Here is a 25,135-nt window from a genome sequence, read left to right on the forward strand (position 1 = left end):
TACTTTGCAAACAAAATACCAAAGTATATGGCGCGACTGATTGAATTCAATAATATACTTTCACCTCAAAATAATTTTGCGACATCGCTTCACAACAGAAATAGCTGCCTTGAGCTCTTCCAATATATAACAGCCAATGGTCGCGAATTCGAGGTACCGATCGATTTTGACGAAGGTAAAGCAAAGTACAATATTTTGCTGGCCGTATTGGATATCAATAGCAAGATTAATGACAGAAGTATTACGAAATATGAAGAAGCTAGGAGTGAGATGTCCGACGACAGTCTGCTTCATTACCAAATATCTACTAATCTCGAACTACACGACCAAATAAACTTTCGTGTTGCTGAGTACCATACACAAACTTTCAAGTTGTTCTACCTGACAAAGTTTCTAGGGACGAACACAAAGATAACACCACACTTTCGCTGGTTTTTAGCATACTTCCAATGTTACAACATGCTGCATTTTATTCATAATATGCTGGAACTAATTGAACATATTCAACAGGCGAATGAGCAAAACTACTTTACTTTTGAAATTCACCCAGACAATCGAAATCTTATCAATTTCGTGGCACGATTTATTAGATTAACTGGATTTACTGAAAAGTCGGTAGATTTCGTTGACCTTAAAGAACATCCTTTAATTCATAAATCCGAAAACAAATTTCAGGTAGTGTTTGTCAGGTACTGCTATGATAAGCTTTTCAAGAGTCTCTACTTTCTGTTTGACGACATAAATGAGAACCTACCAGAACGTGATAAAGACTCAAATTTCCGACAGACCTTTTCCACCGACTTCACAGAGCTGTTTTTGTGTTCCACGATTCTCAAGGATGTGTTAAGTCCAGAGGGGCAGTTTCTTGCCGATGCCGATATCAAACAAATCTTAACTGAACAAAAAAACCTAAAGAAGGGAATTAGTCCGAGCCTTCCAGATTTTTATTTCGGGAGTGAGAATGACATTTTCTTTTTCGAGCTAAAAGACGCTCTTATTGCCGGCGATTTGAAATCTACAAATACAATCCACGAGATTATCGAGTTTCTAACGGATCGATTCAACTTCCTATCTGAGGATCGAAAAAAAAAGAAGGGAATTCCGCAGCTAGTGGGATATATTGAAGATCTGTTATCAGGCAAATATCCATATACAAATATCAAGGGGATAGAAAATGTTTATAGCATATTGCTGTTGACTGATGACATTTACAACACACTAGGCATAAATTATCTTTTAAATTCATGGTATCAAAAAAGAGTCGATGAATTGTTAAGTCTCGAAGTTAAAAACAGTGTAAACATACAACCACTGTGTGTAGTTACCATAGACACATTAATTTTGTACTCATATTTCTTTGAAAACAACATAATTTCACTAAGCCAGCTGATAAAGGACTATGTTAAGGAATGCCTGCCAAACGACTCTAAGATAGAAAATGTATATCCGCCTACGAAAAAGCACATACCATTTTCAAGTTATCTTCAAAATCGTTTAATAGCGGATGGTCATCTATTGGACGAACTCTCGTTGATGCACATACTTGAAAAGGCAATGAAGGGTATTTAAAATAGGGCGGATAACCCGCCCTACTTATACTCTATCTGGATCGTTATCCAAATTTCCTCACCTCGTTTGTGGGCTTCCAGAATTTTTTCGAAAAGCCGCTCGAAAGCCGTTTTGCTTTGGCCCACGCAATATTCCTGGTCTTCCATAAAATGCGTTATACCTGGCAGCAAACAACCTTCCGTGTTGCGGATCCGATTCCCTGGGTGGATCAGGATCCCGGAATAACCGGGGACATTCACCAGGCGCGGCAGTAGGCGTTTGAACCTCGCCGAATGCGCGACAATTACCTGGTACCGGCCGGTAGGTATGGCCGTTTCCTTTTTCACCTTGATTTTTGCGATTTCTTCCAGGGTCATTTTCGAGTCCAGGCCCCGGTCTTTGTCTTCCAAAATGAAATGGTGGGCGGCTCCGTTTACCGAAAGCGTGCCCAGGGTACTGGCGTTCCCCTGCCAGCGGCGGGTATAGATCAGCTCCATAATTTGGAAAGTTTTTTGATGAAAAATCTTTGGCCGATTTTCAGCGCCGGATCAAAGCAATAAGACGCCAGGCCCGTAAGCGTGCAAGCCACGAAAGGATCCTCGTTTTGGTAGTAATAGCGCAATAGTCCGGGAATTACAACTGTGCAAGCCGCGCCGGAAATAATCACGCGTACCGCCTTTTTCCAGCTTACTGGCTCGTCTGGATCCAGTATGCGGTAAATCGTGATCAGGGACGTTACAAGCATGGATAAAATCCAGGCTTCCGTTTTGATTTGTAGGCTTCTTAAAAATTCCTCAAACATTGTGAACAGCGTTAAAAAATGAGTTTAAGCAGGACGCCCAGCGCAACACCACCGGCGCCCCACGCATATTTTTTTTTCCGCTGATCGGCCAGCGACGCTTCAAAATTGATTTTTAGCGCCTCATGTTGAAAGGACAAAAAGCGGTGCTCATTTTTTAGGGCCTGGTTCTCCTGTTCGATAAATCCGAAGCTTTTTTGAAGCGTCACCATGCGCGGTTTGATCAGCTCGAATTTCACCGCGCTGTCTTGCAATGCTATCACGTATTTCTGCTTCAATAGTTCTTCGAAGGTTTGCGCTGTACTCGGCGACCAGGTGAGCGAAAGCGGCGCTATCAGTGCTGACAGAATCAGCATGTTGTGTAAGCGTTTCATATTTGCGGTAATAAAACTGTGAGGAATCGAAATGAATAGCGGCTTTTTCGCGGTACACTTTCAGGCTGTCATTAATCACCTGGGCGGGCATTGGTGCCCGCCCCTGGTGAAATTTCCTGTAACCCCAGGTACAGACCAGGGCAATAGCGCCCAGGCCCAGTAAAAGCACAAAAACGGTAACGGCGATTTTAAAGGAGGCCCGGGCGTTCATGGTTATTGAATTTTAGCGTGGATCCCGTTCCCGGCCACTCGCTCGGTGATCACCTGGCCGCTCGGCAGCTTCACTTCCAGGGTATGCCAATTATTGTCGGCAAAGCTGTTATGATAAAACCAGGCTGTTTTCCCGTCCCTGGACTGGGCCAGGGCAAAGCCTCGCTGCTGCTTGTAGGCGTCCACCAGCTCGTCGGCCTTATATTGGCTCGGAGTGATCCAGGCGCCACCGTCCAGGCGGTAGGTTAGATACTGGCGTTCTCCGCCATCGGTCACGCCGAATGTCTTTGCATAGAGCCGGTGCGCGAAGTAGGTTAAATCCGCGCTTCCGGTAAATCCGTGGTAAAAATCGCCGGATCCATTCCAAAGCTTGTTAAACTCATTGTTGCGCGGCTCGGTGGATCCTGTCGGGAACCAGTCCCCAATAAGCGGTTGGCCTGGCCTGCCATCGAAAAGCTTTTGATTTGCCCAGCCGTACCCGCCCCACTCAAACGTCGCGTTTCCGTAAACGTGGCCAAAAAACAAGCTGGCAATATGCACGTTAGGATCGAGCGGGAATTTGTCGGCTTTGTAATATGTCCCGTCCGGGAAGTTGATTTTATAGCGGTTGTTGGGCCTTGTTTCACCCTGTCCGAACAATACGACGCCCGCATGGTAGCCCATCTGCTTAAAGTATTCCAGGCGGAAGGCCAGCTCGGTGGGCTGCCGCATTGCCAGATCCGGCGCAGGCAAATAAACGGCTTCCACTATCATGGTGGTAGCCGAAAGCGGGCCGCCTGGTGAAAACTCGGATTTGGGCAGGTCTTTGGGATCCTTGCGGAAAAGCACTTTATAATATTCGCCGCTACGGCCAGAATTCAGGCTTTCACCGCCCTGCCAGAAATAATTATGGATAATCTCATAAGGGATACCCTTGCTTCCGAAATTCTGCTCGTAGCGCCTCCGCAACTCGGGATAGAATGCTGAAAACATCGGCGACCAGCCCGGCTGCCATCCCACGTTCTCCGACATCTCCGAAAGCCAAATCGCGTCGCTGGCGCCGCCTGTTTTCCATGCCCATTCCCTGGCTTCATCTGCCGGAAGTCCGTCAGCTGTGGGCCAAATCGCCTTACTGGTGCCGTTCGGCCAAAGCTCGGGGCTTCCCGTGTTAGTCCTGCCGAAAACCGCCTCGATACGCTGATAATCGCTGAAAGTTTTTCCGGCTGCTTTCAGATCTTTTGCCAGCTGGTCGTTCGTCGCCGCGTCCCACGGTAACGAATGGTGCGCTAGGTGCGTGACGCCCTTTGCGAAAACTTTCTCCACGCCCCACGGATACCAGGACGAACCCCAAAAATGGCCCTTCGGTAGCTTAATGTCTTCGCCAATATCTCCCCATGAAATTTGTTGGCTCGACGGGTCGTAATTCTGCGGCACGTGGTTTAAAAAACCGCTGGCGGCCTGCGCTGCCGGTGCTACAAAAGTTTGGAAAGCATAGCTGGTATTGAAGCTAAAAGCTTCGGCGGCGTCGGTTTTGTACCATCCCCCAGCGGCTTCCTGCGGCGTTCCGGCCCATTTGTTAAAGCCTTCGACCTTGTACTGGCGGTTCAGTTTCCCTACCAGGACGCGAAGCGGATTATTCCCGGCCACCACGTAATTTTTTAGCCTGGCGTCCGTGTCGATCTGGTGGCCGTTGATCAGGTAACGGTATAAAAACTTCCCTTTGTCGCTCCGATTGTCCGGCGCAATATCTGACATAATACGCGCGTCGGCAGAGTCCCGAAAGGTCAGCTTCAAATGATCATCCATCCCCTGTGTTAGGTTAACCAGCGGCAGAACCGCCACTGGGCTAACCGATCCATTACCGGATCCCTGGCCGGGCGCTTCCACGCCAGGATCCGGCGCGGGTTTGGTCCCGCCTCCGGTTTCCTTATTTTGAATAGTGAATGGCCCGGCCTGTGGATCGGATTTGCAGCTTTGTCCCTGTAACCTTAATTGGTAATTACCGGCGGGCAAAAGCTGGCCGAATGGTACGGATACTGTGCTCGACCTTGGCGCGATCTGTTGGGAGGTTACCGACTGGCCGGACTCGGTTAAAATATCGACCAGGATAGAGTCAATTTTGTTACCGTGGAATTCCAACTTTACGCCCGTCGCGCTTGCCTCGAAGACTCGCAGTAAATTAGGCCCCTGGCCAATATCAGCACATTTCACTTTCTCTACGGGCTTCACCACCACGGGATCCGTGGGTTTACCGGCATCGCTGAGCGCCTGGCGAACGTAGTTTTCAACGTAGGTTTTCAGGTACTGTTTGCCCACAATACTGTCGGGCATGGCAATTTCAAATTTGAGCTGCGCGGACGCGCTGAGCTGTAAGCCTACCAATAGGGTAAGCAGGGAAAGCAAACGTTTCATTGATTGGAATTTACAGTGGGTTGAAAAATCATTTTTGCTTACTGATTGCGGCCCTGGCTTTGGCTTCATCGTTCTTCAATTCGATATAGCCCAGCACGTCGGCCAGGGGCCTGGCCATTACCTGGTCGTAGCCTCCGAAAACCGGACTTTCGGCGACTTTGATAATTTGCCGCTCCCAGTCTTGTACGAACATCCCCTGGCTGATCGGCGCGGCGTCGGGGTCTTTGCTGGCCATCCCAAAGAGCGACAAAAGGCGGTTTGCGGCATTGTTAAACCACTGGGCGGTAGTGATCATCGTTACCAGGTCGCATTTCTCAAAAAGGGCCGCGCGGGCATCACATTTGGCCGAATGGTACGCCTCGCGCGGGTCGTCCTTGGAATCACTTTTAAATCGCTCCATTACGCTGGGTTTCGGTCGGGCAATGGTGGCCATAAACCTGGCCAGGTGTGCTGGCGTCTTGTCTGTCGAATTATAGAACGCGATCAGGTGCGCGGTGGCCACCACGAATTCGGCCGTGCCCAGCTGGTGCAAATCGCTGTCCGGCAGCAGGTATTCCCGGCCTTTCAGCTTCACCGACGCGACCGGGCGAAATTCCGGCCCTTTCAGGATCCAGTCCATCGTACCGACCAGGCGCCAAAGCTCGTCTCGGTTTTCGCGCCTTTGCAGCTGCTCCCAAACTTCTGCCGGGCATACAAAAAGCGATTTCAAAAGCGATAGTTTCGCCTCCATGCTGTGAGGTTGCAGGTACACGGCCCGGATAAGAGGAATAATGTCCTTTCCTTTCAGATCCTGGTAACTGTCGTAAAGCTGGCATCCAGCCTTCAATTCATTGACTACTACCCTTTTCATAGCCGCATGTGTTTGCGCCCTTCATTGTTGGGCAAAGTCCACTTTCTACTATCGTTGGTGCGGTACAAACCCGAATTGTAATACTCGGGAAACACACCAGGCCCGGCGGTACCGTTTAAGTACATACGCAAGCGGGTTTTCGCATGCTCAATGCGGTTTTCCAGGATCTGGGATAACCAGGCGGTTTGCGGATCATTTACAGGTGTTTCGTCTTGCAGGTTGTTCAAAACCGAAGCGATCCGGGCGCCGGCCGGTGTGATCTGTACGCGGATCCAGGGCAAGGCATCCAACAAAACGGCAGGCGCGGCGAACTCCTGGCAAATGTCCAGCAATGCTTTGTAATTCGAGTCCAGGGCCTGGCCGGTTCGGATCTTCTCTTTCAGCGAAAAGTAAAGCCCGTCGCCGGTAATCGTCTTCACGGTTTCGCGCTCGACGCGCTCCATAAACCGGCGCAAAACCGAATACATGCGGTAGCTTTTGGGAACTTCCGGCAGTGCCCGACCCAGGGCTGCGGGGGTGCTGATCAGATAGCCGAAATTCTGGGAGAATTCCGCCGAATTCTTGTAAAGCTCAAAGTCGGCCAGGTTGACTTCCAGGAACGTCATTAGCGTTTCAATGGATTCGTCGGCCTTCTTTACAATATCCTTTTGTACGGCATCCTCCTGGTAGCGGAAAAGGCTTTCGGTTTTGTCGCCCTTCTGCTTGTTCACGCCGCTACCGCCGAATTCATAGAATCCTTGAAACCAGGCATCCTGGTAACCGTTCCAGATAATGGCGCTTACTGTCAGCGCTTTTAGCCGCTCTGCTTTCCCGGTTTGTACCCCTTCCAATGCGGCCAGCTGCTCGGCGCCGATCAGGCCCTTTACCAGCTCGTTTTCCGCCTTGTCCAGGTAGGGTTTTAAAATCTCGAATGTACTATCCTTGCGAATGGCCGAACCGATCACGGCCCGCACCTGGTCAATCGTTGTTATAAGACTCATTTGCTAAACTTTGAATTCGGGCGCGCTCGGTGGCCGCCGCTGTTTTTGCTTCCTGGTACAATGCCACGTACATGGCGTGCTTTTGCTCTGCTTCCGGGTATCTCGGATCATTAATCCGCTTTTTCCAGACCGAAACGTTTTTTGCCAGACTTCCCCGCGCCAGGGCCAGGTCTACGCCCGATTTGGGTATTTCGAAATCCTTCCTGGGCATTTTCACCGGCTCGTCTGTCGGTAGCATGCGGTTTTCTTGGATGTATTTCCGGCGGGCCAGCTCTCTACGGAAAAGGTCGTCGTACTTGATCACTTCGGCCACTTCCCTGGGCGCTGGTTGGTCTTCGGGGATCTGGGCCAGCTGGTCGGCCAGATCCGCCGCCTTTCGGTTGTACTCGTCGATCAGCTGGCAGGATTTGGCGAATTCGACCTTATACTGGTCTGGCGTGAGCGGCTGACCAGGCGTTACGACGTTTTCTTGCCGGTCTTGCGTGTGCGTTTGGGCTGATCCACTGGGACGGCTGGCGCGTTCGTTTCGGTCACCACGGGCACTACTTCGGTGAACGGCTGTACTGGCGCTTCCGGCTCCTGATCTTCCTGCTGATCCTCTGGTATTGCTTCGGCCACTGGATCCGCTGGCGACTCTACCGGCAGTTGAACTTTCGCTGTCAGCTCTTCGGCTGTTACCAGCGTCGTGGGATCCGTTTCCAAAAAGCCTTCCGGCAACGCCGCCAGATCCACTTCCGGCGCCTGGTCGGTCGGGATTTTGTAGGCTCCTACCAGGAAGGCCAAAAACTCCCCCACTTTCGCGTCGGCCATATCTAAAATGTCTTCCAGGCTTTCGCCGGTCGCTTTTTTGAATTCGTCGGCGGCCTTTTCTGGTGTGCTGATCCCTCGGGAAACGTCACGCATAAGGGAATGCAGCAAAATTTTGATTTTGGGTTTCATTGCAGCTTAAAAAGAGGTGAGCAAATGCGGTTTTGTGCGAGAATCCGAACTACGGCTGGGCCGCTTCGGCTACGGTGGTGGATTTCGTGTAAAGTTCCACCCAGGTGGGGAATTGCTTTTTGAGCGCCAGGGCCACGTCCCTGTCTAGGTTTGTCCATTTCGGCCCCGGATTTACCCAGTGGTGGGCTTCCAGCATCCAAAAAGGGACTGGCTTTTCTGATTGAAAAGCCAGTCTAATTCTTACAGTCTTACCCATTTGTTATGGTGCAACGGGTTCCAACATGCCAGGCAGTGCCAGCGTTGACGGATAAAACGGCGGTTCGATCACATAGGAATCGTTATCACCACTGACCGCGTATCCGCGTTTGTCGCCGCCTTTTTTACCGGTATCACCTTTGCTTTTCAAGATGATCGGGGAAAGCTTGGATCCGACCACACGAATGTCGCCGTCGAAATATTCGGCGAACAAAATAACGCCGGTGTTCAGAAGTTTTCGGTGTTCGATGGATTGGGCTTTAGTGAGTCCCGCAATATCATATGCCACCGAATGTTTGTAGCTCTGATAAAAACGGTCGCCCTGGATTTCAAAGCTCATGTTCGCGCTATTATCCGCTGGTGTAATTACCGCAATGGTCTTGCCAGCCTTCAACGGTACGGCCAAAGTAACTTCCATCGTAGCTACATCGACGTGCGGATTTGCGCCAGCTGCTCTGGGCCAGTCAATGGTTGAGTCGTCCAAATCCGAAACCGCAACGATTCCAAAACGGCGGATCCCGGCCGGGTTAGCGGTTTGCTCTTCGATATTTTTAAAGCCGACCAGCGAGGCGAAAACGGCCATTGCGTACCCTGCTGGCTCGGCTACTCCGAACAGCTCCTGGACTTGTGGGATAATGTGCGCGGCCAGGATTGCAGCGGCTCCGACAAAAGCAAAATTCAAAATCTTTTTCATACGGTTTTGATTATGGGAATGCCACCTGCTGGCAGCATTCCCGGAATTAATGGGTTATTAAAAAAAAGTTTTTGTGAAGGGGAAGGCGATTCCTAGACGCCAGCGCCAGCCGGTCTTGCGCGAAGGTCGTTAACCACGATCAAGTCCGAACGGTGGTAATTCGGTGCAAATCGGATGTCTCCCACGATGGCGATAGAGCGGTCACGCTTGCTATAATCGGAATCCAATTGGATACCATCGTCGGTGCGGTCAGAGCAGAAAACCAGGTTTTCATTCGGGGTAATCATCACCGTATCGGTTCCGGCCCAATCTAAAACCGGCTCGATAGCAATGCTTTTATCCCAGAAAAGAACCGGCTGCTGGAATTCGTTGTAAATGTTCTTTTCTCCGAACGCTTCCAGACAAGCGAAAAGATATTCTGATGCTCTTTCAGGGGCGCAACGCAAGGTAGCCGGAACTTTTGCGTAACGTGGCAGCTTCGTGCGGTAGATTTTTGACATACCCTTGAACTCGGCAATGATATTTTCCTCTTTCAAGAAAAATCCAGCCTCCGAATGGGTAAAAATCATTGATTCGGGGATATCGTCGCTTGCAATATCGTCGTCGATCAGCTTCAAAATGCCGTTCACAACGTCCACCGCGTTGGTTCCTGCCGAGTTCAGCGTACCATTCCATACCGCTGCCAAAACATCTTCCCCTGTCTGGCCAATGCACCAGTTCCAAACGTGATCCGCAAACATGAAGTCTTCCGGATTTTTGGCGTTGTGGCCGTCAACCTGCGCCCAGTACGTCGCCTCTAACTGCTGTGCTTCCGGCTGACCTATCAAAAGGTCGATCTTTCCAGGGCGAACCTTTGCAATCCGGGCGGACGCTTTCAAAACATTTTGCTTCGGGTTAAAAGTACCCTTTGCGCCTGGCTGCAAAAGACTTTGGCCGATCATTGAACCCAGCACCGCTTCGTCGGTGGTGCGTAGCTTCTGAAAACCCGCCAGCTGGCCCCAGCCGTCAGTCATTCTTTCGGTGAACAAGGTTCTGGCCCCGTCTCTACGCACTTTCAGTGAACTGTCCAAACCGCCTAAATCAATACTTGGCATAACTAAAAAAATTAGAGGTTGATAAAAATTTGATGTTGTTGTTAAATGCAGCCCCTTTACCTGGCCGATCAGGCGCCGGGGCTACATGCACCCTTGTTTTCTGGTGGCCTACGCCTTTGGGTGTCTTTTCTTGTAAGCTTCGCGGGCGGCTATGTCGGTTTTCGTTAGCCCGCCGGTCTGCTTTTCGGTGTTTTTGTTGCTTAGATCTTCGTCAGAAACCGGATTTACCGCACTGCGTAGCTTCTTATTGTTGTCCAGCGCGGCAGAAAGCGCGGTTTGGGCAGCCGTCAGTTTTGCAGACGTTTCGCCGTGCGTTTTTTTTTCGGCGGCCAGATCTGCGTTTACCGTTTCCAGTTGGCTGGTAAGTGCTGTAACCTGGGCTTGCAGGTCGGTGTTTGACGGGTCAGTATTGCCCGGATCTTCATTTTTGGGATCTTCGGCCCCGTCGGGATCCTCGCCGCCGTCGCCTTCCCGGTTCCCTTCGGAATTCAGGAAGTTTTCAGCGCCTTGCACCACCTGGCTGTACTGTTCGGCGGTCAGGCTTTCGGAAATTTGCTTTAAGCCCGCGTCCCCGAAAATGTTGCTTAACCAGGTGGTAACGGTCGTTTTTAACTTGCTCATTGGTATAGAAAAAATTTGGTTGAAACTTGGTTATGCAGCTAATTGTAAAGCCCGTTTAGTAGCCGCCAGTAGGTCGCCTTTGTAGTCCACCAGGCCCAGGGATAGCGCCTGATCGGCGTTATAGGTCTTGCCGGTGAAAACTTCGTCGGATTTGATCTTTCCAGCTCGGCCACGCTTTACGGCCCCTTCGAATTCGCGCTGGCATGCGTCGCAACTGGCTTGCAGCTCCGCTTCCGACTCGGGGCTTAATTCCTCGATCCAGTTAGCTCGGGCCTTGTCCTGGCTTTTCTTGGCGCGGATAATGCGCATATCAATGCCCTGATCTTTCAGGTATTGCGCCCACCCTTCGTAGATAATCAGGGTTCCAATGCTTCCTACGCCGCCGGCAGCCTGGTTTTCAATGTAGATTTCGTTGCACTGGCTGGCCACATAGTAACCGGCGCTGTAACAGGAAGCGACGCTGGCAATGATGGGTTTCGCCTTTTTGAAGTCTACCACCGCCTGGGCGAATGCTGGCGTACTGTCGGCCGTGCCGCCGCCGGTGTTGAACTTCAAAACGACGCCTTTGATGTCGGGATCCGTGGCCGCCGCTTTCAACTGGCGGATATAGAACTCGTTTCCAAAATTCCACCAACTGCCGCTACGGCTCATTTCGCCCGTTACTGGCAAAACCAGAATGCTTTTGTCAGGAGAATACACGTCGATCAGGTAATCATTCCAGGCTTTGGCAAGCCCTGACGCCTTTACGGCTGGCTCGTAAGATTTCGGCAGCGCAAGCGTGCTGCTTTTTTGTTCCGGGCTGCGAAGCTTTGCCAGTAAGGCTGGTAGCTCGGCTTCATTGATTTGCCAAATGAATTGGTTTGATAGCGGCGTGCTCATGTACTTTGTTTAGCTGTGAACTATTCGTAGCTGCAATTTTACCGGCGCCGCCGCGCGTCAGAAAGGACATAAAAAAACGCCTGCCGGGATACCCAGCAAGCGTTCAGACCTAACCTAACCCAATTAACCTATTACTCTATTTTCAGGCTCAAATCGGCTAATTCAAAGTCCTGATCATCCTTTTGGATACCAATCGTATAGGACGTATCCCCGGCGGCCACGTCGAATTCGAAAACGGCCTCCGTCCAATGCATGCCTACCACCTGTTTCATAGAAATAGTGTTGGTTCCCTTTGTCACAATGGCCCTGACGTTTGCGAAATCGTAGCTATCCAGGGTAATGGGACTGTTTACGGGAAACTCGTTGGCACTATCGTAGCGCGGCGGGTTGCGCCGGGCAATCACTTTAAGCTGTGCCCGGCGTTTGTAGGTAGCGGCCGCAAAAGTGACCGCCTGGGCTACGTTGTTGCCTGTGCTGATTGTGGCCACCTGCGTAATGCCTGTTGGCATGCTGCCGCTGTCTTCGGGCGCTGCCGGTGTGATCGTCCCGGTAACCGTCCAGCCGGTCGTTCCAGCGTTAAAATTTCGTGTACTCACCAGCTCGGCGGTGCGGAATTCACGCGGAGCCGGTTTCTGGTAGTAGCTCTTGCCTTCCACGCCGTAAAAGTCGATTTGTGGCGCTGACATAGCGAAACCGCCTGCCTTCACTATCAGTAGACTGGCTTTATCAAAGTTGACCTGGCTTGCAAAATCGGTCAGGCTGACCACGCCACCGATAACGGTTAGCGGCGCCCAGGTCTGGGTAATGTGGTTTTTGATGTAGACCGCATCGACGGCGCCCACCTTAATGTCCAGGCGGCTGATTTTTTCCGGCGTGCTGTTTACGGTTACTTCCATCAGGGAGTAATCACCCATCGCTATGGTGTTGCCGTTCATCAAATCGTAATATTCGCTGACGCTGACCACGTTATTAGTGGTCGTCCAGTTAGACAAATCGTCATACTTATTATAAGTCGCTGGCGTCATCGCCTGGCCGGTCACCAGGATTTCTTTAAACTTTTTCGCCCGGTCGGTCGCGCTGGTATACATCAGATCCGCAACGGTGCCCACGCTGACAAAATCCCTTTTGCGGTAAATCTTAATGCCCCATTTCGGGCGTGGCAATGCATTTACGTACGGCAACATATTGGCCCAGAAAATCGCATTTGCCCGCATTCCAGGGTGCGAACCTTCCCAGTAGTTGGCAAAGTTCGACGCGCCTTTCAGGTAGCGGGTTTTCTCGTATACATCCATGAAAATGTAGCCGTTTTCCTCGCAAAGCTGGGATAGCGCCGCTTGCACCAGGCCCGTACCGTTCGTGCCGGTGCTGGCGTGGTATTCGGTGGCGACAATGGGCTTATATCCCAGACCTTTCAGCGCTTCGGCCAGTAGGCGGATATTGGCCAGGTAGTTATTGAGCTGATCGGTGGAATTAATCACCGATTTATTTACGTCGTTGGTAAAGCTGATAATGACTGCATACCCGCCGCCCTTTAACCTGGTTGGCACTACGCCCTTATACTGGGCCGTGTTGGCCAGTAACCGCGCTAGGATCATATCCGTAGCGTCCCCGGATTTCGAATAGTTATCCAGGTTCCAGTCCGAAAACATACTAAGGGTAGAAATGTAGTTTTTGCCTGGCAAATTATTGTAACCCACTGAATAGCTATCCCCTACCAGTAAAATACGTTCACAGTCGGCAAGGGTAATGGTGCGCTTTGCGTTGACCGCGTTTTGCGTCACCGGTGCCCCGAATACGGCCGTCAGCGCCTTTGTGCCTGGCGCGTAGCTCGAAAAGAACGTGGGCGCTGGCGCCTGTTCAAATTGGAATGTGGATTTGCCGCCAATATAGTAGCTAACCCGTACATATTTGACGCCTGCGGGCACTGTGAAGGTGGTGACGGCATTGGTAGAGCCGCCTACAACGAGCGTTTTATTGGCGTCAAAAAAGCACGTTTTACGCATGCCGTTGGTCCCGTCGGATCCAGAATAAACCAGCCCTGGCGTAACCTCAATAAAGCCGGTATACCCGTAACCGGCATTGGTTACCACCGAGCCGGAATTCTCCATATACCCGCCATCGGTGTAGGCGGCAGGATCGGCAAGGTTCTTACTTTTGCCGGTCAGCGTCCAGGATACGGCCGTGGTATCGACTTTCGTATTGATGGCCGCCAGCTGGGCGGTGGAAACCGGTTTCGAAGCGTCGGCCGTATTATTTACATTGGCCAGACCCACGTCGTTTTTTGTAAGGGCGCGGCCCAGCAAAGTTTTGAGCGTTACCAGTTCGGTGTAGGCAGTAAAGCTGGTAGCGGTGGCGGATTCTTCAACCTGGACGGCCGATAGCGTAACCGTTTCCGTGTCCCGCTGCAAATTGATGTACATTTTTGCGGCCCCGGCTGGCGTGGTGAACGTCATGGTGGTGCCTGCTGTGGTGCCTGGCGGCGGCGTGTAACCCACGAAAACGCCGCTGGCGTCCTCGTACCTAACGGCCTTCCCATTGCGCGAAATTAGCCCGCTGATAGTATAAGTGGTATTTGCCTTACACTTGATAGGGCCGGTACGGATCCAGCCCGCCAGCGTCAAAAAATTACCGCTCGTGGTCTGAACCACGTTTAAGGTGGTCGTTACGACGTTAGACGGGTTAAAAAGGTTTTTACTAGTCGCGACGGTATCTAAAACGATCTGGGCCTGATCCAGTTTTTTGTTCCAGCTCACCCGTTCGGCGTCGGTAATAAACCGGCTGGTGGCTGTGGTAGTGACCAGGGCCGGGCTTACCAGCGTATTGGCCAGAATGGCCGTTCCATACGCTACAAAGCTGGTCGGCGTATCGCTCTGTTCAAATTGGAATGTGGCCTTATCTTGCGTGTAGTAGGTGACTATAACATACTTCACACCTGCCGGAACGGTGAAAGTCGTTGTATTGGCGCTGTACCCCCCTGCCACAAACGCGCGGGCCGCATTGTAGAACGCAACGTGGCGCATCCCGTTGGCGGAAGCGCCTTTGCCGGTGTACGGCAGCCCTGGCGTTACCTCAATGAAGCCGGTGTAGCCGTAAGCAGTGTTGGCCCCGTAAGCTCCGGTAGCGCCGTTGATAAATCCGTCGTTTGTGAACTGTAACGGATCGGCCAGGTTCTTATAAGGTAGCTTGTTTTCCAGGTAAACCGTTTTAGCCAGGGCCAGATCACTGGGCGGGATATACCCCCAGCGGCCGCCCCTCGCAATGATTTTGCCGCCCACCTGCATATCGACGGCCACACCGGTAATAGCCCGGTTCCCAGCCTTTACCACATCGAAATATTTACCGTCCACAAATGCGGCCACCGTATCGGGCGTAATAGTCGAATCTGTCGCCGAAATGGTCGCTATACCTGTACTGGCGTCATATTCGCCGACGGTGTTAGCCTGGGAAATCGTCGTATAGATCGAGTCGATAGCGTTAGCCGACGAAAGGAAAACGGCCCGCAATTTCTCGGCTGTGATCGAGCGGGCCGTATTGGTGGGTAAGGTGTTATTGATCTGCGTCCGTAGCGACTTTGTGGTGGTCGTCTGGCCGATTACCGCCTGAATGTGGGCCAGCATCACGGCGGCTAACAGTAACAGGCGGCCCGATAACCGGGTTAAATTCTGCATGGTAACGTTGTTTTAAGATGTAAAAGAAAAATCAAAGCTGTAATCAAATTCCCCGCTGGTGAAAAGCTCGTCGTTTTCGTAGGCGGTCAGTGCGGTGTAAGGCTGGATCTGTTCGGCGGCCAGCGCGAAGTTCATAGGGTTAGCATCGCCAGGGCGGGCGCCGGTGTTGCCGTCGAAGCTTAAAACCAGACCGCCAGGCATGCCGCCCAATGCCCTCACGTTGCCGTTATAGTCTTCGGCGATGGCCAGCCATTCAGTGTTTGGGTTTTGGGCCACCCATTGCAAGATCTGGTTATTGATGTGAGGGAGAGAGAAAGAAACGCTGGTAAGCCAAAACGCGGCCCCGTTGCTTGTGGTTTGGCGCTGGAAGCTGGCCACGCAAGCCAGTTGTTTGGGGAAAATGAATTCGTAAAATACCAGATCTTCGAGCGGGATAAGCTCGGCGTTTGGAGAGAGGAAAGAAACCGCGTCGGCGTCTACAAGTTTAAGCCGACGTATGCCTGATTGATTACGATCAATCGGCGCCCAGGGGGATAGAGAATTAACAGCTGCCATACCTCAAAAGTAGGCGGGTGTATACCCATTCAAAAGGACAAAAAAACGGGGTTCTTCAAAGCAAAAAACCGCATTTCCTGGCTGGAAACGCGGTTTTTTGGCCCGACAAAACGGTTCTAAACCCGACAAAACGGTTCTAAACCCGACAAAGCGGTTGAAAACCCGACAAAACAGGCGCCGAAAGTTTGCGTTTTTTCGAATTTTTTGTGTCGATCCGCTGCAAATGGTCGCGGTAGATCTTTTTTGCCGTGTCCCAGTCAATGTCTTTGTCGCGTTCGTCGCTGGTCACCACGTTGCGCCGATCCAGGAAAGAACGCACCATCCAGCTGTAATCCTGTTCGCTGTGGATCGAGTGAAGGGCCGTTACTTCCGCGATCAGCGACGAACGGAACTTTTCATTTAACAGAGCCGCCAGATCCGCGTAACGTTCCACCGGAACGTCGAACGCTTTACGCTTGCAGGTGTAGCGGATTGTCAGAACGTCCGTATTCTTGGTCACTTCCGGTTTGGGGAAAAGCTGCGTGTGCGGGATCATCCGCGACATGCAAATGATCATTTTCCCCAGTTCGCTTTTCTGTGGGGCCAGAATGGTATCTGGCCCCAGTAGCTCGTAATCGGGTTCTGACAAAAGAAATTTCTTAACATACTTGTGAACACAGAGGGTAATTTCTTTGGTCATCTGTTGAGTTATTGAGTGGGTTATTCACTATTTGAAAAATACTATTTACGCTTGTAGTGTTACTTTGTAACGCAATAGACAAATATATCTACTTCTTTGAATATTTACATTACTTCAAGTTACTTATTGCGCCTAAAATTCCATGTAATACGCCCTGGGCATTCGCGCCGTTTACGGCCCCTTCCACGCCCCTGGTTGCGCCGGTATTTTCGTTGACCGCTGCCCGCACCGCGTCGATGGATCCCTTTAAGGCGCTTACCTCGCTGGCAATCGCTTTTAACCCGCCGTTGATGCTGTCAGCATTGGCCGCCAGGGCCTTTTCTACGCCTCCCAGCGCGTCGATAGTGGCCTGGCCGGTAACTTCCAGCGTCTCGTTGATCAAATCCAGCTTTTTGAGCTGCATTTCACCTTGTTTTTGCGAAGCTTCGAAGGCTTTCTGGCTCTCGGCCGTCGATGGGTTCGGCTCGCTACCGTCGATGCCGTCAAATGCGCCGGTGTCAGCACTGGGCATGTCGGCCGTATAGGCGTCGGCTTCCGCCTGGGCCTTTGCCGCTTCGGCTTCCGCATCTTTGGCGGCCTGCTCGGCTTTGCGCTTTTTCGATCCGAAAAGGTACATTTCACGCGACCAGTAAGGAGAGCTAAAAAGCGCCCCTCCGTCGCGGTAGCTGCTCTGCATGCCGGTTTCCATCGAAACGGCTTTGTTACGCATGCCAGGCGTGCGGGCGTTCTTGAACATTTCGTTGATCAGCGGCATATTGGCCGCTGTCTGATCGGCTGAAATAATCGCTTCGTCCCCTTCCATTTCGCCCACTTCCCGGCCGCTGAAACGGTCGATCAAAGCAATGCCGCCGGTGCCGTAGCTGCTGCCGTGTTTGCCGCCCCTGGCGATAAATCCGCCGTGCGCGTAGCTGGGTTCCGGCTGGTTTTTGATCTTGGCAATTTGAACGCCGGTTACCACGGCCGCCGTGGCTGCCAGGATAATATTCAGCGGGAAAAAGTTAGCCAAAGCTTTGAGCACTGCCAGGGCGCCGGTGATCAGGGCCGTAGCAATATCGGCCTTTTTCTGGGCCTGCCAGGCTTTCTTCTTTTCGGCCATTTCCGTGGCGCGGGCCTTTCGGTTTTCGGCCGCTATGGTCGCTTCCAGATCCTCTTTGAATTCTGCTTTCTTTTCGGCTTCATCCGACGCGAGGGTAATTTGTTTATCGGAGGCGGTTTGTGCGTCCTTCAAAAGCGTTTGGGAACTCTCGACGGTGAACTGCTCTAATTCGTCGATCATTTCCATTTTGCTGTCGGCTTCCTCCTGGGCCAGCTTTATTTTTTCCTCGGATTCCTTCTTTGCCAGCTCGATTTTGGCCTCAATGGTGCGCTTTTCATCCTCGGTTTTCGCCAGGTTGGCCAGGCGTTGCAGATCCTGTATTTTCTGCTCTTCGGCCGCCTTCATCTGTTGCAGTTGCTCTGAATAATACTTTTTGAGCGCGTCGCGTTTTTCTTCCTCGGTGGTCGTTTCGCTGGTTAGTATACGTTGCAGCTCTGCCAGGCGCTGGGTTTCGGCCGATTTCAGGGCCGTTACATAATTCGAGCTGGCCGTTATCATCGCTTCCGTAGTGGCCAGCTCCGCGTTCAGGATGGCCACCTTTTCGTCGCGCTCCCGGTTGGCTTCCGCTATCGCTTTTTGCGCTTTTTTCTGGGCCAAATCGTTCAGGAAAGAAACTGCCGCCTGGGCTGCCTGGGCGCCGGTTTCGTAGCTGGCCATATCAGCACTTAGCCGCTGTTGCCAGGCTGTCTGGTGGCCTTGTACGATCTGGGCCATACCGGCCGTAAAAGCGGAAATGTCGCCATTCAAAAGGCTTTTGAACATATCCGAATACGCCTGTAAATTCTGCTGCTTTTGCTGGCGTAGATTGTCGTCGATGGCTTTCTTTTCGGCGGCGGTTTTCGCTTCGGCGGTAATACTTTCCTGGTGATAACGGGCCTCGACGGCCAGAATGGCGGCTGCCGCCTGGTCATTGTCGGTAATGTCGGCAGCAATCCGGGCCTTTTCGGCCGCTTCCTCCTGGGCCAGCTGCGTTTTCAGGTGTGCCAGTTCCAGGTCGGCCCGCTCTTTGGCAATGGTGGCCAGCTGGGCGGCATTGCCTTTTGCCTGGATTACCTTAAAATCTAACAGAGATTGTTCGGCCTCTTTCTGCTGATTTGAGATAAAAAGCGCGTTTTCGGCGCGTTTTAAAGCATGCTCTTTTTCCGCATCCAGGGCCTTTTTCCGGTATTCCGCCGCCGTTTTTTCTATTTCGGCATCGGCATTGCGGTTGATCAACACGCGGGCCTGCTCTTTGGTGGTTTCGTCGGCAGTCAAATCGTTGATTTCCTTTAACCGGCGGCGGCGCTTTTCCTCGATTTTCGCCTGGTCGGTGGCCAGCGAGTTTTTGGCGACGGTGGCCTCGTGCTCACTTTCCAGCTGGGCCATAAGCTCCAACGCTTTCGCGCGGTCGGTGGCCCGTTTTTCGTCGTACTTCTTTTCTGCGTCCTCGAAGGCTTTCAGCTCCTTTTCTTTCTCTTTGGCGCGTTTTTCAGCCTCCTTTTTTTGCGCCTCGGTGACCTCTTTCTGGTGCGCCTCGCCTTGCTTTTTCCCGGCCAGCTTGGCTTCCACTTCGCCGTTCGGGTTTTTCCAAATGCCTACGATTTCGTTTTTCGTTTTGACGATTTCGGGCATAATGCCCGACATTGATTTCTTAGCATATTCGGCAGCTTCTTCGGCTGCCGTTTTAGCGGCGGAAAAATTGCCCCTGACGGCTTCGAAACCCGCCTCGCCCATCTTGACCATTGCCATGACAATGTTCTTGACGTGATCGAAAACTACGGTTGCAACGCCCTTAATGCCGACGGCGACCGTCGCGAAAACCTTACCCAGGAACGTAACGGCGGGAATGCAGGCGTTGATCAGATCCAGGATAGCAATAAACACCGGCCGCAAACCGTCGCCAATGGTCACCATAAGGGCGTCCATGTTGTCGGATAGGTTGGACGATTTGCCGCCCAAAGTCTCCATCATCTTGGCATTGGATCCGGCCACGCCCTCCATTTCGCCGAAAGCGACCAGGGCCGCGTTTATCGCTTCGGGTGTGTTGGCAACCGTTTGTTGCATTCCCTTGAATGAGAACGTAACCTGGTCGCCCGATTTCTTCGCGGAAATACCAAACTCCTTTAAGCGCTCGTTTTCGCCGGTCATCGCGTCCAGGGCGGCTTCCGTGAGCTGGTCGAAGGTCTTACCCTGGCTGGCGGCAAGATCCGCCATTGAAAGCATTTCTTTTTGGGATGGCCTTAAACCGCGGTTAACCATTTTTACGTAGCCTTCGGTCAGCTCATCGACGCCGAACGTGGTTTCCGCCGCCATTTTCTTGATGGCTTCCAGGCTTTGCCGCGCCTCTTTCTGGCTACCCAGGGCCGTGGTAAGCACTTTGTCGTACTTCTCGAACTGGCTTGTAGTGTTGAAAATCTGCTTGCCCAAATCGAACAGGTACTGGACTACGGCAAGGGCCAAAAACGCATTAAAAGCGCCCTTTACAGTGTTAACCCCGCTGACCATTTTCCCCCAAAGCCCCTTTTTATTGGGATCGTCCAGGCCATCGTTCAGGCCCTTCATTTCCTTGCCGACCGTGTTTAACCGGTCTTGCACTTCTTTGAGCTGCTTGGATTTTGCAATAAAATCCTCGGTGCCCGGCGTCATTTTGGAAATTTCCTTAGTCAGGTTCCTAACCTCGGTTTGCAGCTGTTTGTAATTCAGGCCCGTTAGGCCGATTTCCTTACGTAACGCGGCCTGCTCGTCCTGGTTTTTGTGGATCGCTTTGTTAAGCTCGGCCCACTCCGCCGACCCTTTCGGGACTTCTTTTAGCGCTTTTTCCAGCGCCCTGGAATCCTTTTCGAGTAACGCAAGCTTGTTGCGCGCCTCGTCACCCTCGATTTTTAGGGTGATACTGACGTTTTCATTCTGCTGTAACATCTGGTTTGCATCGATTAGTGGGATTAATTCGAATGCAAGCAAACCAGGGAGAGAGGCGCCCGAAAGGACACAAAAAAGGTTATATTGCAGAGATAGAGCTTCTAGGTCATTTTGACCAAAATGTATTCTGCGTAACGTAATTTACTATGACAACAATTAGAAATTCAATAATAACTGGCCTTCAAAAACGTGTAAAAATATTTTACCCAGGAAGAATAAGTATTAATGTCGATAGCGGAGGAAATCAACTTGTCATATCAATCAATCACTTTGGCAAAACCTTAGAGAAAGGCATTGAATTATCAAAACTCGATTTCAACAACCAATCGGCCGTAGACGACATGTTGAAAAAGGTCACAGCTGAGCTTGATAGGCAAAGCTCTGAACTGTCCTTCAAATTATTGCTCAAACAATTTAGTATGATTGACATGGCATATAAAAAAATCACAGAAAATCATTGGAAATCGATTTACATCCCAATGGAATTATCTAAATCGGTAGACCCTATATGGCTAGACGAAACATGTACACAATTGTTTATCAACCGATTAGGACAAAATTGTAGAGCCGCAAAGAAGTTAACTGGCTCCGAAATAGAGGCATTTATTGAGTCAGAACTATCCATTGGTATTATCCTGAGATCATGCATTTTGGACTGTTTGTCGATAGCAAAATGGATTCTAGAACCAAAATATATCCAATGGCTTGCCTACGAATCGTTCAAGAAATTACCAAAAACGGCCCCACAAAATGTTAAAACAGAATTCGATTTATTAGCTAAATATTTAAACCCCAACAAGATCGACTTTAGACACGATAAAATTTTGCAAAGAAGTGTCAATACAGAGGGTGCGGACTCTCTGTACATGTACTACTCGAAATATGACCACTTCAGCTTGGTGCCATGTTTTCAAAGGAAAACTAGCGGCGATTTATTGAAAATGGCGGTGGAAGCGCTAGCTTACATCCGCCAATCGTTGCTCTCCTTGATCAATTTTGGCTTCGAAATCGAAATTTCTCAATATTGTCAATTGCTCGGAGTCTCGGCAGTATATAATGAGGCTGAGAAATATTATCGTCTATCGTTGACGCCGCTACATGACTTGATCAACGAATAGCCAGTATTTATCATATTTTAACTAGCAAGCAGGAAAATGCTTTTTCCACCGGCAGCTCACCGGAAACATGCGCTATCAGGTAATTTAACCCGTTATAGTGAATCGGCCGCGAAAAATCCAGGGTAGCCAGGTCGGTTTCGGTAAGCCGGAAATTCTTCTGCAGATAGAATATTTCCCGGCGCATCTGCTCGGTGCGCTTCCAGCTGGTGGCCGCTATGCCCTTCGGTCCGGTTAGATAAAGACTGATATCGTCCGACTCTGGGCTGGCCAGCGGCACGTCGTCTACCATTCCGTGCCAGAATAGCAGGCGTGGCGCGGTCGTCACGGCCAACTGGTTAAACTCTTCTGTAACGCCGGTTTGCTTGGCTACCGGCAGGCCCGATTCCTGATCAACCAGGAACGTAGAAAGCGAAAAAGGGACTTTCACCAGGTCGATGGCATCCGTACCCAGGCTGCCGTCGGCTGGCGTGAAATAGTCGGCCATCGCCTCGGGTTTGTCCTTCATTAAACTGTCGCCTCCGTCCAGCTCGAAAGCCAGCTGCAAGCGCCGTTTGAATTCGTTATATTTGTCGTGCCCTGGCGTGGCTTTCAGTGTCCAATCCTTCACCGGCGGCACGTCCAAACATGGTTCCCAAAAGTCGATTTCCAGGCGCTTGTTTGGCGTGTCGAACTTGTAGCGAAGGTTAGCTACTTTCCGCAGCTCCAAAATGAATTTACCGATTGTCCAGGCTGGAACGTGGCGGTTAACGGTCACCACCTGCTCGCCATCCAGTGCCCGCCAGTTGGACAAAATCAGGTTTTGCCAAACCGGATGGGAAAGAAATGACCCAGATAGCGTTACGCCGGTGAGCGCCGCGATACGTTCCAGCAAAAAGCCAATAAATAGCATTGGTACTTTCGGGCCACTGGTCGTATAGGCCGCCCCGTCGTACTCATTCACAAAGCCGGTATATGGCGGGGAAAGCGCCCAGCCATTGGTTCCGTAATAGTCAGGATTCAGCATGGAAGGGAAACAAGCCGCATTTTTACCAGCGACCTGGACGGCAGCGGTGAGCACTTCCGGAAGCTCTATGGTTCCCAGGTCTAGTTCGGTCAGCGGCAGCTCGGAAAACGTCCCAAAAAAACGGCCCAGATCGTCGCCAGCTTCCAGCTGGTAGCCGGTTTTCGGGTTCCCGTTCTTTACGTAGGCTTTGCCCTGGTAGACCAAAGCGCCATTATTGATCACTTCGCACAGGTATTTATACAAGTCGTTGCCCGCCTGCGGCATTTCGCAATACTCGAAAATGCGCTGGTTTCGGGTTGAAAAAGGCAAATTCGGGATGCTTGCCACGCTGTTGGGGATCTGCTCATAGGTCAGGTGCGGGTTCACCAGGTTGATGGGCATTTTGGGGGCCTCGCCCAGATCCAGGGCCTGGCCGTCTATTCTGATTTCGGTATACATAGGGCTACGCTAATACAACTTCAATGGTCAAAGGTTCGTCGGCGCTATTGATTTGTACATCTTCCATGATGTAAAAACCAGGCGCGGAAATGGTAATTTCTTTGTTTTTGCCTACTGCCTTCAATTTGCAAGCCTGGAAAGGGGAATTGCTATATTCTACCTCGAAAACAAGGTTTTTAACGCCCGTAACCACGGTTGTATCCGACTGGCGCGGTACTGGCACTTCCTGGCCAATCGTGTTTACAACCATCACGGTGCCGTCTATGCGCATATCGACCACCGGCCCGTATTTGCCGTTCGCTATCACCTTCAATTCGTTGTTCATCGGGATTTTATGGAAAATCGCCACGTGAACAGGCACGTTATTGATTTCGCAGGTTCCGTTTTGGTTTGCGTAATCCTGGGTGTTGTAGGTCTTAAATTTCGCTTCGGCCAGCGCGTCGGCGTCGCCCGGCATTTCCCCGCCAAAGCTCCCCGCCGGGATCGTCACCACCGGCGCGGTACCCAGGAAACCGTCCCCACAACCCGCCTTTTTAAAGTCGATGGCCCTGGTAATAACCTTGCTCGGGTACGGCGTGGATCCAGGCACAATTGACAGCTCGCGCCACGGCTGGATATAGTCGGGATCCCCTGGAATGTTGACCTTAACCGCGTAAGGAATCACTTTGCTGCCGTCATCAGCATACACCTTTTGCAGGCGCTCCCAGGTGAGCTTCCCCGTCCGTTTGCCCACCTCGTTTAGTACAGCCCTGGATGATACGCCCACCCACTTGGTCGCGCGGGCCGGGATCGGTGCTGCCGCTGGCATGCGGCTATAATTCTTGTCAGAATACGTGCGCTGAAACTGGAAAACCTGCTCGACCAGGCCCGGCCGGTCTTGCTGGTATTTCAAATTTGAAGTAATCATGTTAAGCGCTTCAAAGCCGTAGTCGGTATCCAGTAGCACCACTTCGGCCACCATCAGCTCACGCAAATAATCGGAGTAATATTCAATATCCCGCTCAAAAAGGCCGGTCGAAAACTGAATGCCCGAATTCTCGGTTACGCCGATCACTTCCAGCTCGGAAAAGTCCAGGCCCCTACCGGCCGGGCGTTCCTTGCGGGTCGTGGCTTTGGTTACGTCGGTTTCCTGGCTTGCCTTACCCAGTACGCGCAGGGTGTCAAACCCGCCCAGGGAATTGGAGAAAAGTACAAACCGCTCAAACTTATGTTTGCGCCGGTCGATAGTATAGGCCCGGATCTCGGTTAACCGCCGGTTTTGACCGTCAGAGAGCCATATTTCGTAGTTGGTGACATCATCGCCCAGGCCCAGGGCCGTAGCGCCCACAGCGGCGCAAATAACCTGGTAGGGCCTGACGCCCTCAATGGTTGAAACGGTAAAAATCGACTGCTCGCCGGTTTTTACCGTCGCCCGAACCCGTAAGCTCACCACGTCGGAGAATGGCGCCATATTCAGCAAAAAATACATGAATTCGGGCTGTTTGGGGCTTACTTGCTTGCCATCCAGCTGCCAGGTAAGGAAACGGCGCTTTTCGCTCTGGAAACGTGAGAAAAACGAATGCTGGTAACCAACAAAATCCCGCTGGGCCAGGCCCGCCCGGATGGCGTAACGCGTCGGCAATGTCCGGTCTAGTAATCCCGGTTCTATCTTTTCACCGATCTGATAAGGCGCGGTAAGGGTTGCAATGGCCGTCAATCCCACCATGCCACGTTCTGGCTGGGTAATAGTGAGCTGGCCAGCCAGGATTTCTTCCAGGCGGAAAGAACAGCCTTCGTACACCTGGGCGCCGCCTATACTGGTCGGCGGTTTTTCCCGGCCCTCCAATGTAAGCATGGTTTCAAATACGGGAGAAAGCGGGAATTCCGGCATTTTCAGATCCAGGTAGTAGCGCATCCCGGCCCGATCCGGGAACAGCTCGGGATCCATTGCCGGGATAATGTGTTCAATTTCGTTTCTAACTAGGTCAGCGTCCGTCCAGGTTAGCCCCTCTTTAAGTAGGTCGATATTCATGTGGTTGCAGAATTAAATTTTGTTTATCAGCGGCC

At 51.5% G+C, this 25,135-nt stretch carries 21 protein-coding genes; 2 read left to right on the forward strand and 19 right to left on the reverse strand.

What is annotated here, in order from left to right; all coding sequences use genetic code 11:
• Positions 1-1,569, forward strand: a 1,569-nt coding sequence (locus AC2YIT_RS27030) for a hypothetical protein (RefSeq protein WP_487281257.1), incomplete at its 5' end; no start/stop codon positions are given.
• Positions 1,570-1,589: 20 nt separating this feature from the next.
• Here AC2YIT_RS27030 and AC2YIT_RS27035 read toward each other — a convergent pair.
• The 17 genes from AC2YIT_RS27035 to AC2YIT_RS27115 all read right to left on the reverse strand — a co-directional run bounded on the left by AC2YIT_RS27035 (position 1,590) and on the right by AC2YIT_RS27115 (position 20,530).
• Positions 1,590-2,045, reverse strand: a complete 456-nt coding sequence (locus AC2YIT_RS27035; protein ID WP_487281258.1) for a DUF5675 family protein — start codon at positions 2,043-2,045, stop codon at positions 1,590-1,592.
• Positions 2,036-2,293, reverse strand: coding sequence for a hypothetical protein (locus tag AC2YIT_RS27040; RefSeq protein WP_487281259.1), 258 nt, complete (start codon positions 2,291-2,293; stop codon positions 2,036-2,038). The genes AC2YIT_RS27035 and AC2YIT_RS27040 overlap by 10 nt, the downstream gene beginning before the upstream one ends.
• 68 nt (positions 2,294-2,361) lie before the next feature.
• The gene (locus AC2YIT_RS27045) at positions 2,362-2,703 is read right to left on the reverse strand and encodes a hypothetical protein (RefSeq protein WP_487281260.1); all 342 of its coding nucleotides are present in this window, start codon (positions 2,701-2,703) and stop codon (positions 2,362-2,364) included.
• Positions 2,704-2,934: 231 nt separating this feature from the next.
• Positions 2,935-5,322: a hypothetical protein gene (locus AC2YIT_RS27050; RefSeq protein ID WP_487281261.1), complete on the reverse strand. Its 2,388-nt coding sequence runs from the start codon at positions 5,320-5,322 to the stop codon at positions 2,935-2,937.
• 28 nt (positions 5,323-5,350) lie between these two features.
• On the reverse strand, positions 5,351-6,172 hold the full coding sequence (locus AC2YIT_RS27055) for a hypothetical protein (protein ID WP_487281262.1): 822 nt from the start codon (positions 6,170-6,172) through the stop codon (positions 5,351-5,353).
• Positions 6,169-7,152: a DUF6712 family protein gene (locus tag AC2YIT_RS27060; protein WP_487281263.1), complete on the reverse strand. Its 984-nt coding sequence runs from the start codon at positions 7,150-7,152 to the stop codon at positions 6,169-6,171. The genes AC2YIT_RS27055 and AC2YIT_RS27060 overlap by 4 nt, the downstream gene beginning before the upstream one ends.
• Positions 7,130-7,465 carry a hypothetical protein gene (locus AC2YIT_RS27065; protein ID WP_487281264.1) on the reverse strand — a complete coding sequence of 112 codons (336 nt, stop codon included), beginning with the start codon at positions 7,463-7,465 and terminating at the stop codon, positions 7,130-7,132. Before AC2YIT_RS27065 ends, AC2YIT_RS27060 begins: the two co-directional genes overlap by 23 nt.
• A 143-nt stretch (positions 7,466-7,608) precedes the next feature.
• A complete protein-coding gene (locus AC2YIT_RS27070) occupies positions 7,609-8,091 on the reverse strand; it encodes a hypothetical protein (protein ID WP_487281265.1) in 483 nt (160 codons plus the stop codon).
• A 49-nt stretch (positions 8,092-8,140) separates the two neighbouring features.
• Positions 8,141-8,287 (reverse strand): hypothetical protein, encoded by a 147-nt coding sequence (locus AC2YIT_RS27075; RefSeq protein WP_487281266.1) that lies wholly within the window; start codon positions 8,285-8,287, stop codon positions 8,141-8,143.
• Positions 8,288-8,350: 63 nt separating this feature from the next.
• The gene (locus AC2YIT_RS27080) at positions 8,351-9,040 is read right to left on the reverse strand and encodes a hypothetical protein (RefSeq protein ID WP_487281267.1); all 690 of its coding nucleotides are present in this window, start codon (positions 9,038-9,040) and stop codon (positions 8,351-8,353) included.
• A gap of 92 nt (positions 9,041-9,132) precedes the next feature.
• Positions 9,133-10,134, reverse strand: a complete 1,002-nt coding sequence (locus tag AC2YIT_RS27085) for a hypothetical protein (protein ID WP_487281268.1) — start codon at positions 10,132-10,134, stop codon at positions 9,133-9,135.
• Positions 10,135-10,242: 108 nt separating this feature from the next.
• Positions 10,243-10,755 carry a hypothetical protein gene (locus tag AC2YIT_RS27090; RefSeq protein WP_487281269.1) on the reverse strand — a complete coding sequence of 171 codons (513 nt, stop codon included), beginning with the start codon at positions 10,753-10,755 and terminating at the stop codon, positions 10,243-10,245.
• A gap of 30 nt (positions 10,756-10,785) precedes the next feature.
• Positions 10,786-11,634 carry a S49 family peptidase gene (locus AC2YIT_RS27095; RefSeq protein WP_487281270.1) on the reverse strand — a complete coding sequence of 283 codons (849 nt, stop codon included), beginning with the start codon at positions 11,632-11,634 and terminating at the stop codon, positions 10,786-10,788.
• A 131-nt stretch (positions 11,635-11,765) separates the two neighbouring features.
• Positions 11,766-15,302: an SGNH/GDSL hydrolase family protein gene (locus tag AC2YIT_RS27100; protein WP_487281271.1), complete on the reverse strand. Its 3,537-nt coding sequence runs from the start codon at positions 15,300-15,302 to the stop codon at positions 11,766-11,768.
• Between the two features lie 12 nt (positions 15,303-15,314).
• Positions 15,315-15,857 (reverse strand): hypothetical protein, encoded by a 543-nt coding sequence (locus tag AC2YIT_RS27105; protein WP_487281272.1) that lies wholly within the window; start codon positions 15,855-15,857, stop codon positions 15,315-15,317.
• A 136-nt stretch (positions 15,858-15,993) separates the two neighbouring features.
• Positions 15,994-16,536, reverse strand: coding sequence for a hypothetical protein (locus AC2YIT_RS27110; RefSeq protein WP_487281273.1), 543 nt, complete (start codon positions 16,534-16,536; stop codon positions 15,994-15,996).
• A 109-nt stretch (positions 16,537-16,645) separates the two neighbouring features.
• A complete protein-coding gene (locus tag AC2YIT_RS27115; RefSeq protein WP_487281274.1) occupies positions 16,646-20,530 on the reverse strand; it encodes a hypothetical protein in 3,885 nt (1,294 codons plus the stop codon).
• Positions 20,531-20,676: 146 nt separating this feature from the next.
• On the opposite strand from AC2YIT_RS27115, the gene AC2YIT_RS27120 reads away from it, so the two are divergent.
• Positions 20,677-21,648: a hypothetical protein gene (locus AC2YIT_RS27120; protein WP_487281275.1), complete on the forward strand. Its 972-nt coding sequence runs from the start codon at positions 20,677-20,679 to the stop codon at positions 21,646-21,648.
• Positions 21,649-21,658: 10 nt separating this feature from the next.
• Here the strand turns inward: AC2YIT_RS27120 and AC2YIT_RS27125 are convergent, their stop codons facing one another.
• Both AC2YIT_RS27125 and AC2YIT_RS27130 read right to left on the reverse strand, forming a co-directional pair.
• A complete protein-coding gene (locus AC2YIT_RS27125; RefSeq protein ID WP_487281276.1) occupies positions 21,659-23,089 on the reverse strand; it encodes a hypothetical protein in 1,431 nt (476 codons plus the stop codon).
• A gap of 4 nt (positions 23,090-23,093) precedes the next feature.
• Positions 23,094-25,100 carry a DUF5977 domain-containing protein gene (locus AC2YIT_RS27130; RefSeq protein WP_487281277.1) on the reverse strand — a complete coding sequence of 669 codons (2,007 nt, stop codon included), beginning with the start codon at positions 25,098-25,100 and terminating at the stop codon, positions 23,094-23,096.
• Positions 25,101-25,135: the final 35 nt, after the last annotated feature.

It is taken from the genome of Dyadobacter sp. SRI_021, from assembly GCF_057586235.1.

What these genes read in the sequence shown, in the direction of transcription:
- AC2YIT_RS27035 (WP_487281258.1), bottom strand. Translation starts at nt 2,045, where the DNA reads ATGGAGCTGATCTATACCCGCCGCTGGCAGGGGAACGCCAGTACCCTG.
- AC2YIT_RS27040 (WP_487281259.1), bottom strand. Translation starts at nt 2,293, where the DNA reads ATGCTTGTAACGTCCCTGATCACGATTTACCGCATACTGGATCCAGAC.
- AC2YIT_RS27045 (WP_487281260.1), bottom strand. Translation starts at nt 2,703, where the DNA reads ATGCTGATTCTGTCAGCACTGATAGCGCCGCTTTCGCTCACCTGGTCG.
- AC2YIT_RS27050 (WP_487281261.1), bottom strand. Translation starts at nt 5,322, where the DNA reads ATGAAACGTTTGCTTTCCCTGCTTACCCTATTGGTAGGCTTACAGCTC.
- AC2YIT_RS27055 (WP_487281262.1), bottom strand. Translation starts at nt 6,172, where the DNA reads ATGAAAAGGGTAGTAGTCAATGAATTGAAGGCTGGATGCCAGCTTTAC.
- AC2YIT_RS27060 (WP_487281263.1), bottom strand. Translation starts at nt 7,152, where the DNA reads ATGAGTCTTATAACAACGATTGACCAGGTGCGGGCCGTGATCGGTTCG.
- AC2YIT_RS27070 (WP_487281265.1), bottom strand. Translation starts at nt 8,091, where the DNA reads ATGAAACCCAAAATCAAAATTTTGCTGCATTCCCTTATGCGTGACGTT.
- AC2YIT_RS27075 (WP_487281266.1), bottom strand. Translation starts at nt 8,287, where the DNA reads ATGCTGGAAGCCCACCACTGGGTAAATCCGGGGCCGAAATGGACAAAC.
- AC2YIT_RS27080 (WP_487281267.1), bottom strand. Translation starts at nt 9,040, where the DNA reads ATGAAAAAGATTTTGAATTTTGCTTTTGTCGGAGCCGCTGCAATCCTG.
- AC2YIT_RS27085 (WP_487281268.1), bottom strand. Translation starts at nt 10,134, where the DNA reads ATGCCAAGTATTGATTTAGGCGGTTTGGACAGTTCACTGAAAGTGCGT.
- AC2YIT_RS27090 (WP_487281269.1), bottom strand. Translation starts at nt 10,755, where the DNA reads ATGAGCAAGTTAAAAACGACCGTTACCACCTGGTTAAGCAACATTTTC.
- AC2YIT_RS27095 (WP_487281270.1), bottom strand. Translation starts at nt 11,634, where the DNA reads ATGAGCACGCCGCTATCAAACCAATTCATTTGGCAAATCAATGAAGCC.
- AC2YIT_RS27100 (WP_487281271.1), bottom strand. Translation starts at nt 15,302, where the DNA reads ATGCAGAATTTAACCCGGTTATCGGGCCGCCTGTTACTGTTAGCCGCC.
- AC2YIT_RS27105 (WP_487281272.1), bottom strand. Translation starts at nt 15,857, where the DNA reads ATGGCAGCTGTTAATTCTCTATCCCCCTGGGCGCCGATTGATCGTAAT.
- AC2YIT_RS27110 (WP_487281273.1), bottom strand. Translation starts at nt 16,536, where the DNA reads ATGACCAAAGAAATTACCCTCTGTGTTCACAAGTATGTTAAGAAATTT.
- AC2YIT_RS27115 (WP_487281274.1), bottom strand. Translation starts at nt 20,530, where the DNA reads ATGTTACAGCAGAATGAAAACGTCAGTATCACCCTAAAAATCGAGGGT.
- AC2YIT_RS27120 (WP_487281275.1), top strand. Translation starts at nt 20,677, where the DNA reads ATGACAACAATTAGAAATTCAATAATAACTGGCCTTCAAAAACGTGTA.
- AC2YIT_RS27125 (WP_487281276.1), bottom strand. Translation starts at nt 23,089, where the DNA reads ATGTATACCGAAATCAGAATAGACGGCCAGGCCCTGGATCTGGGCGAG.
- AC2YIT_RS27130 (WP_487281277.1), bottom strand. Translation starts at nt 25,100, where the DNA reads ATGAATATCGACCTACTTAAAGAGGGGCTAACCTGGACGGACGCTGAC.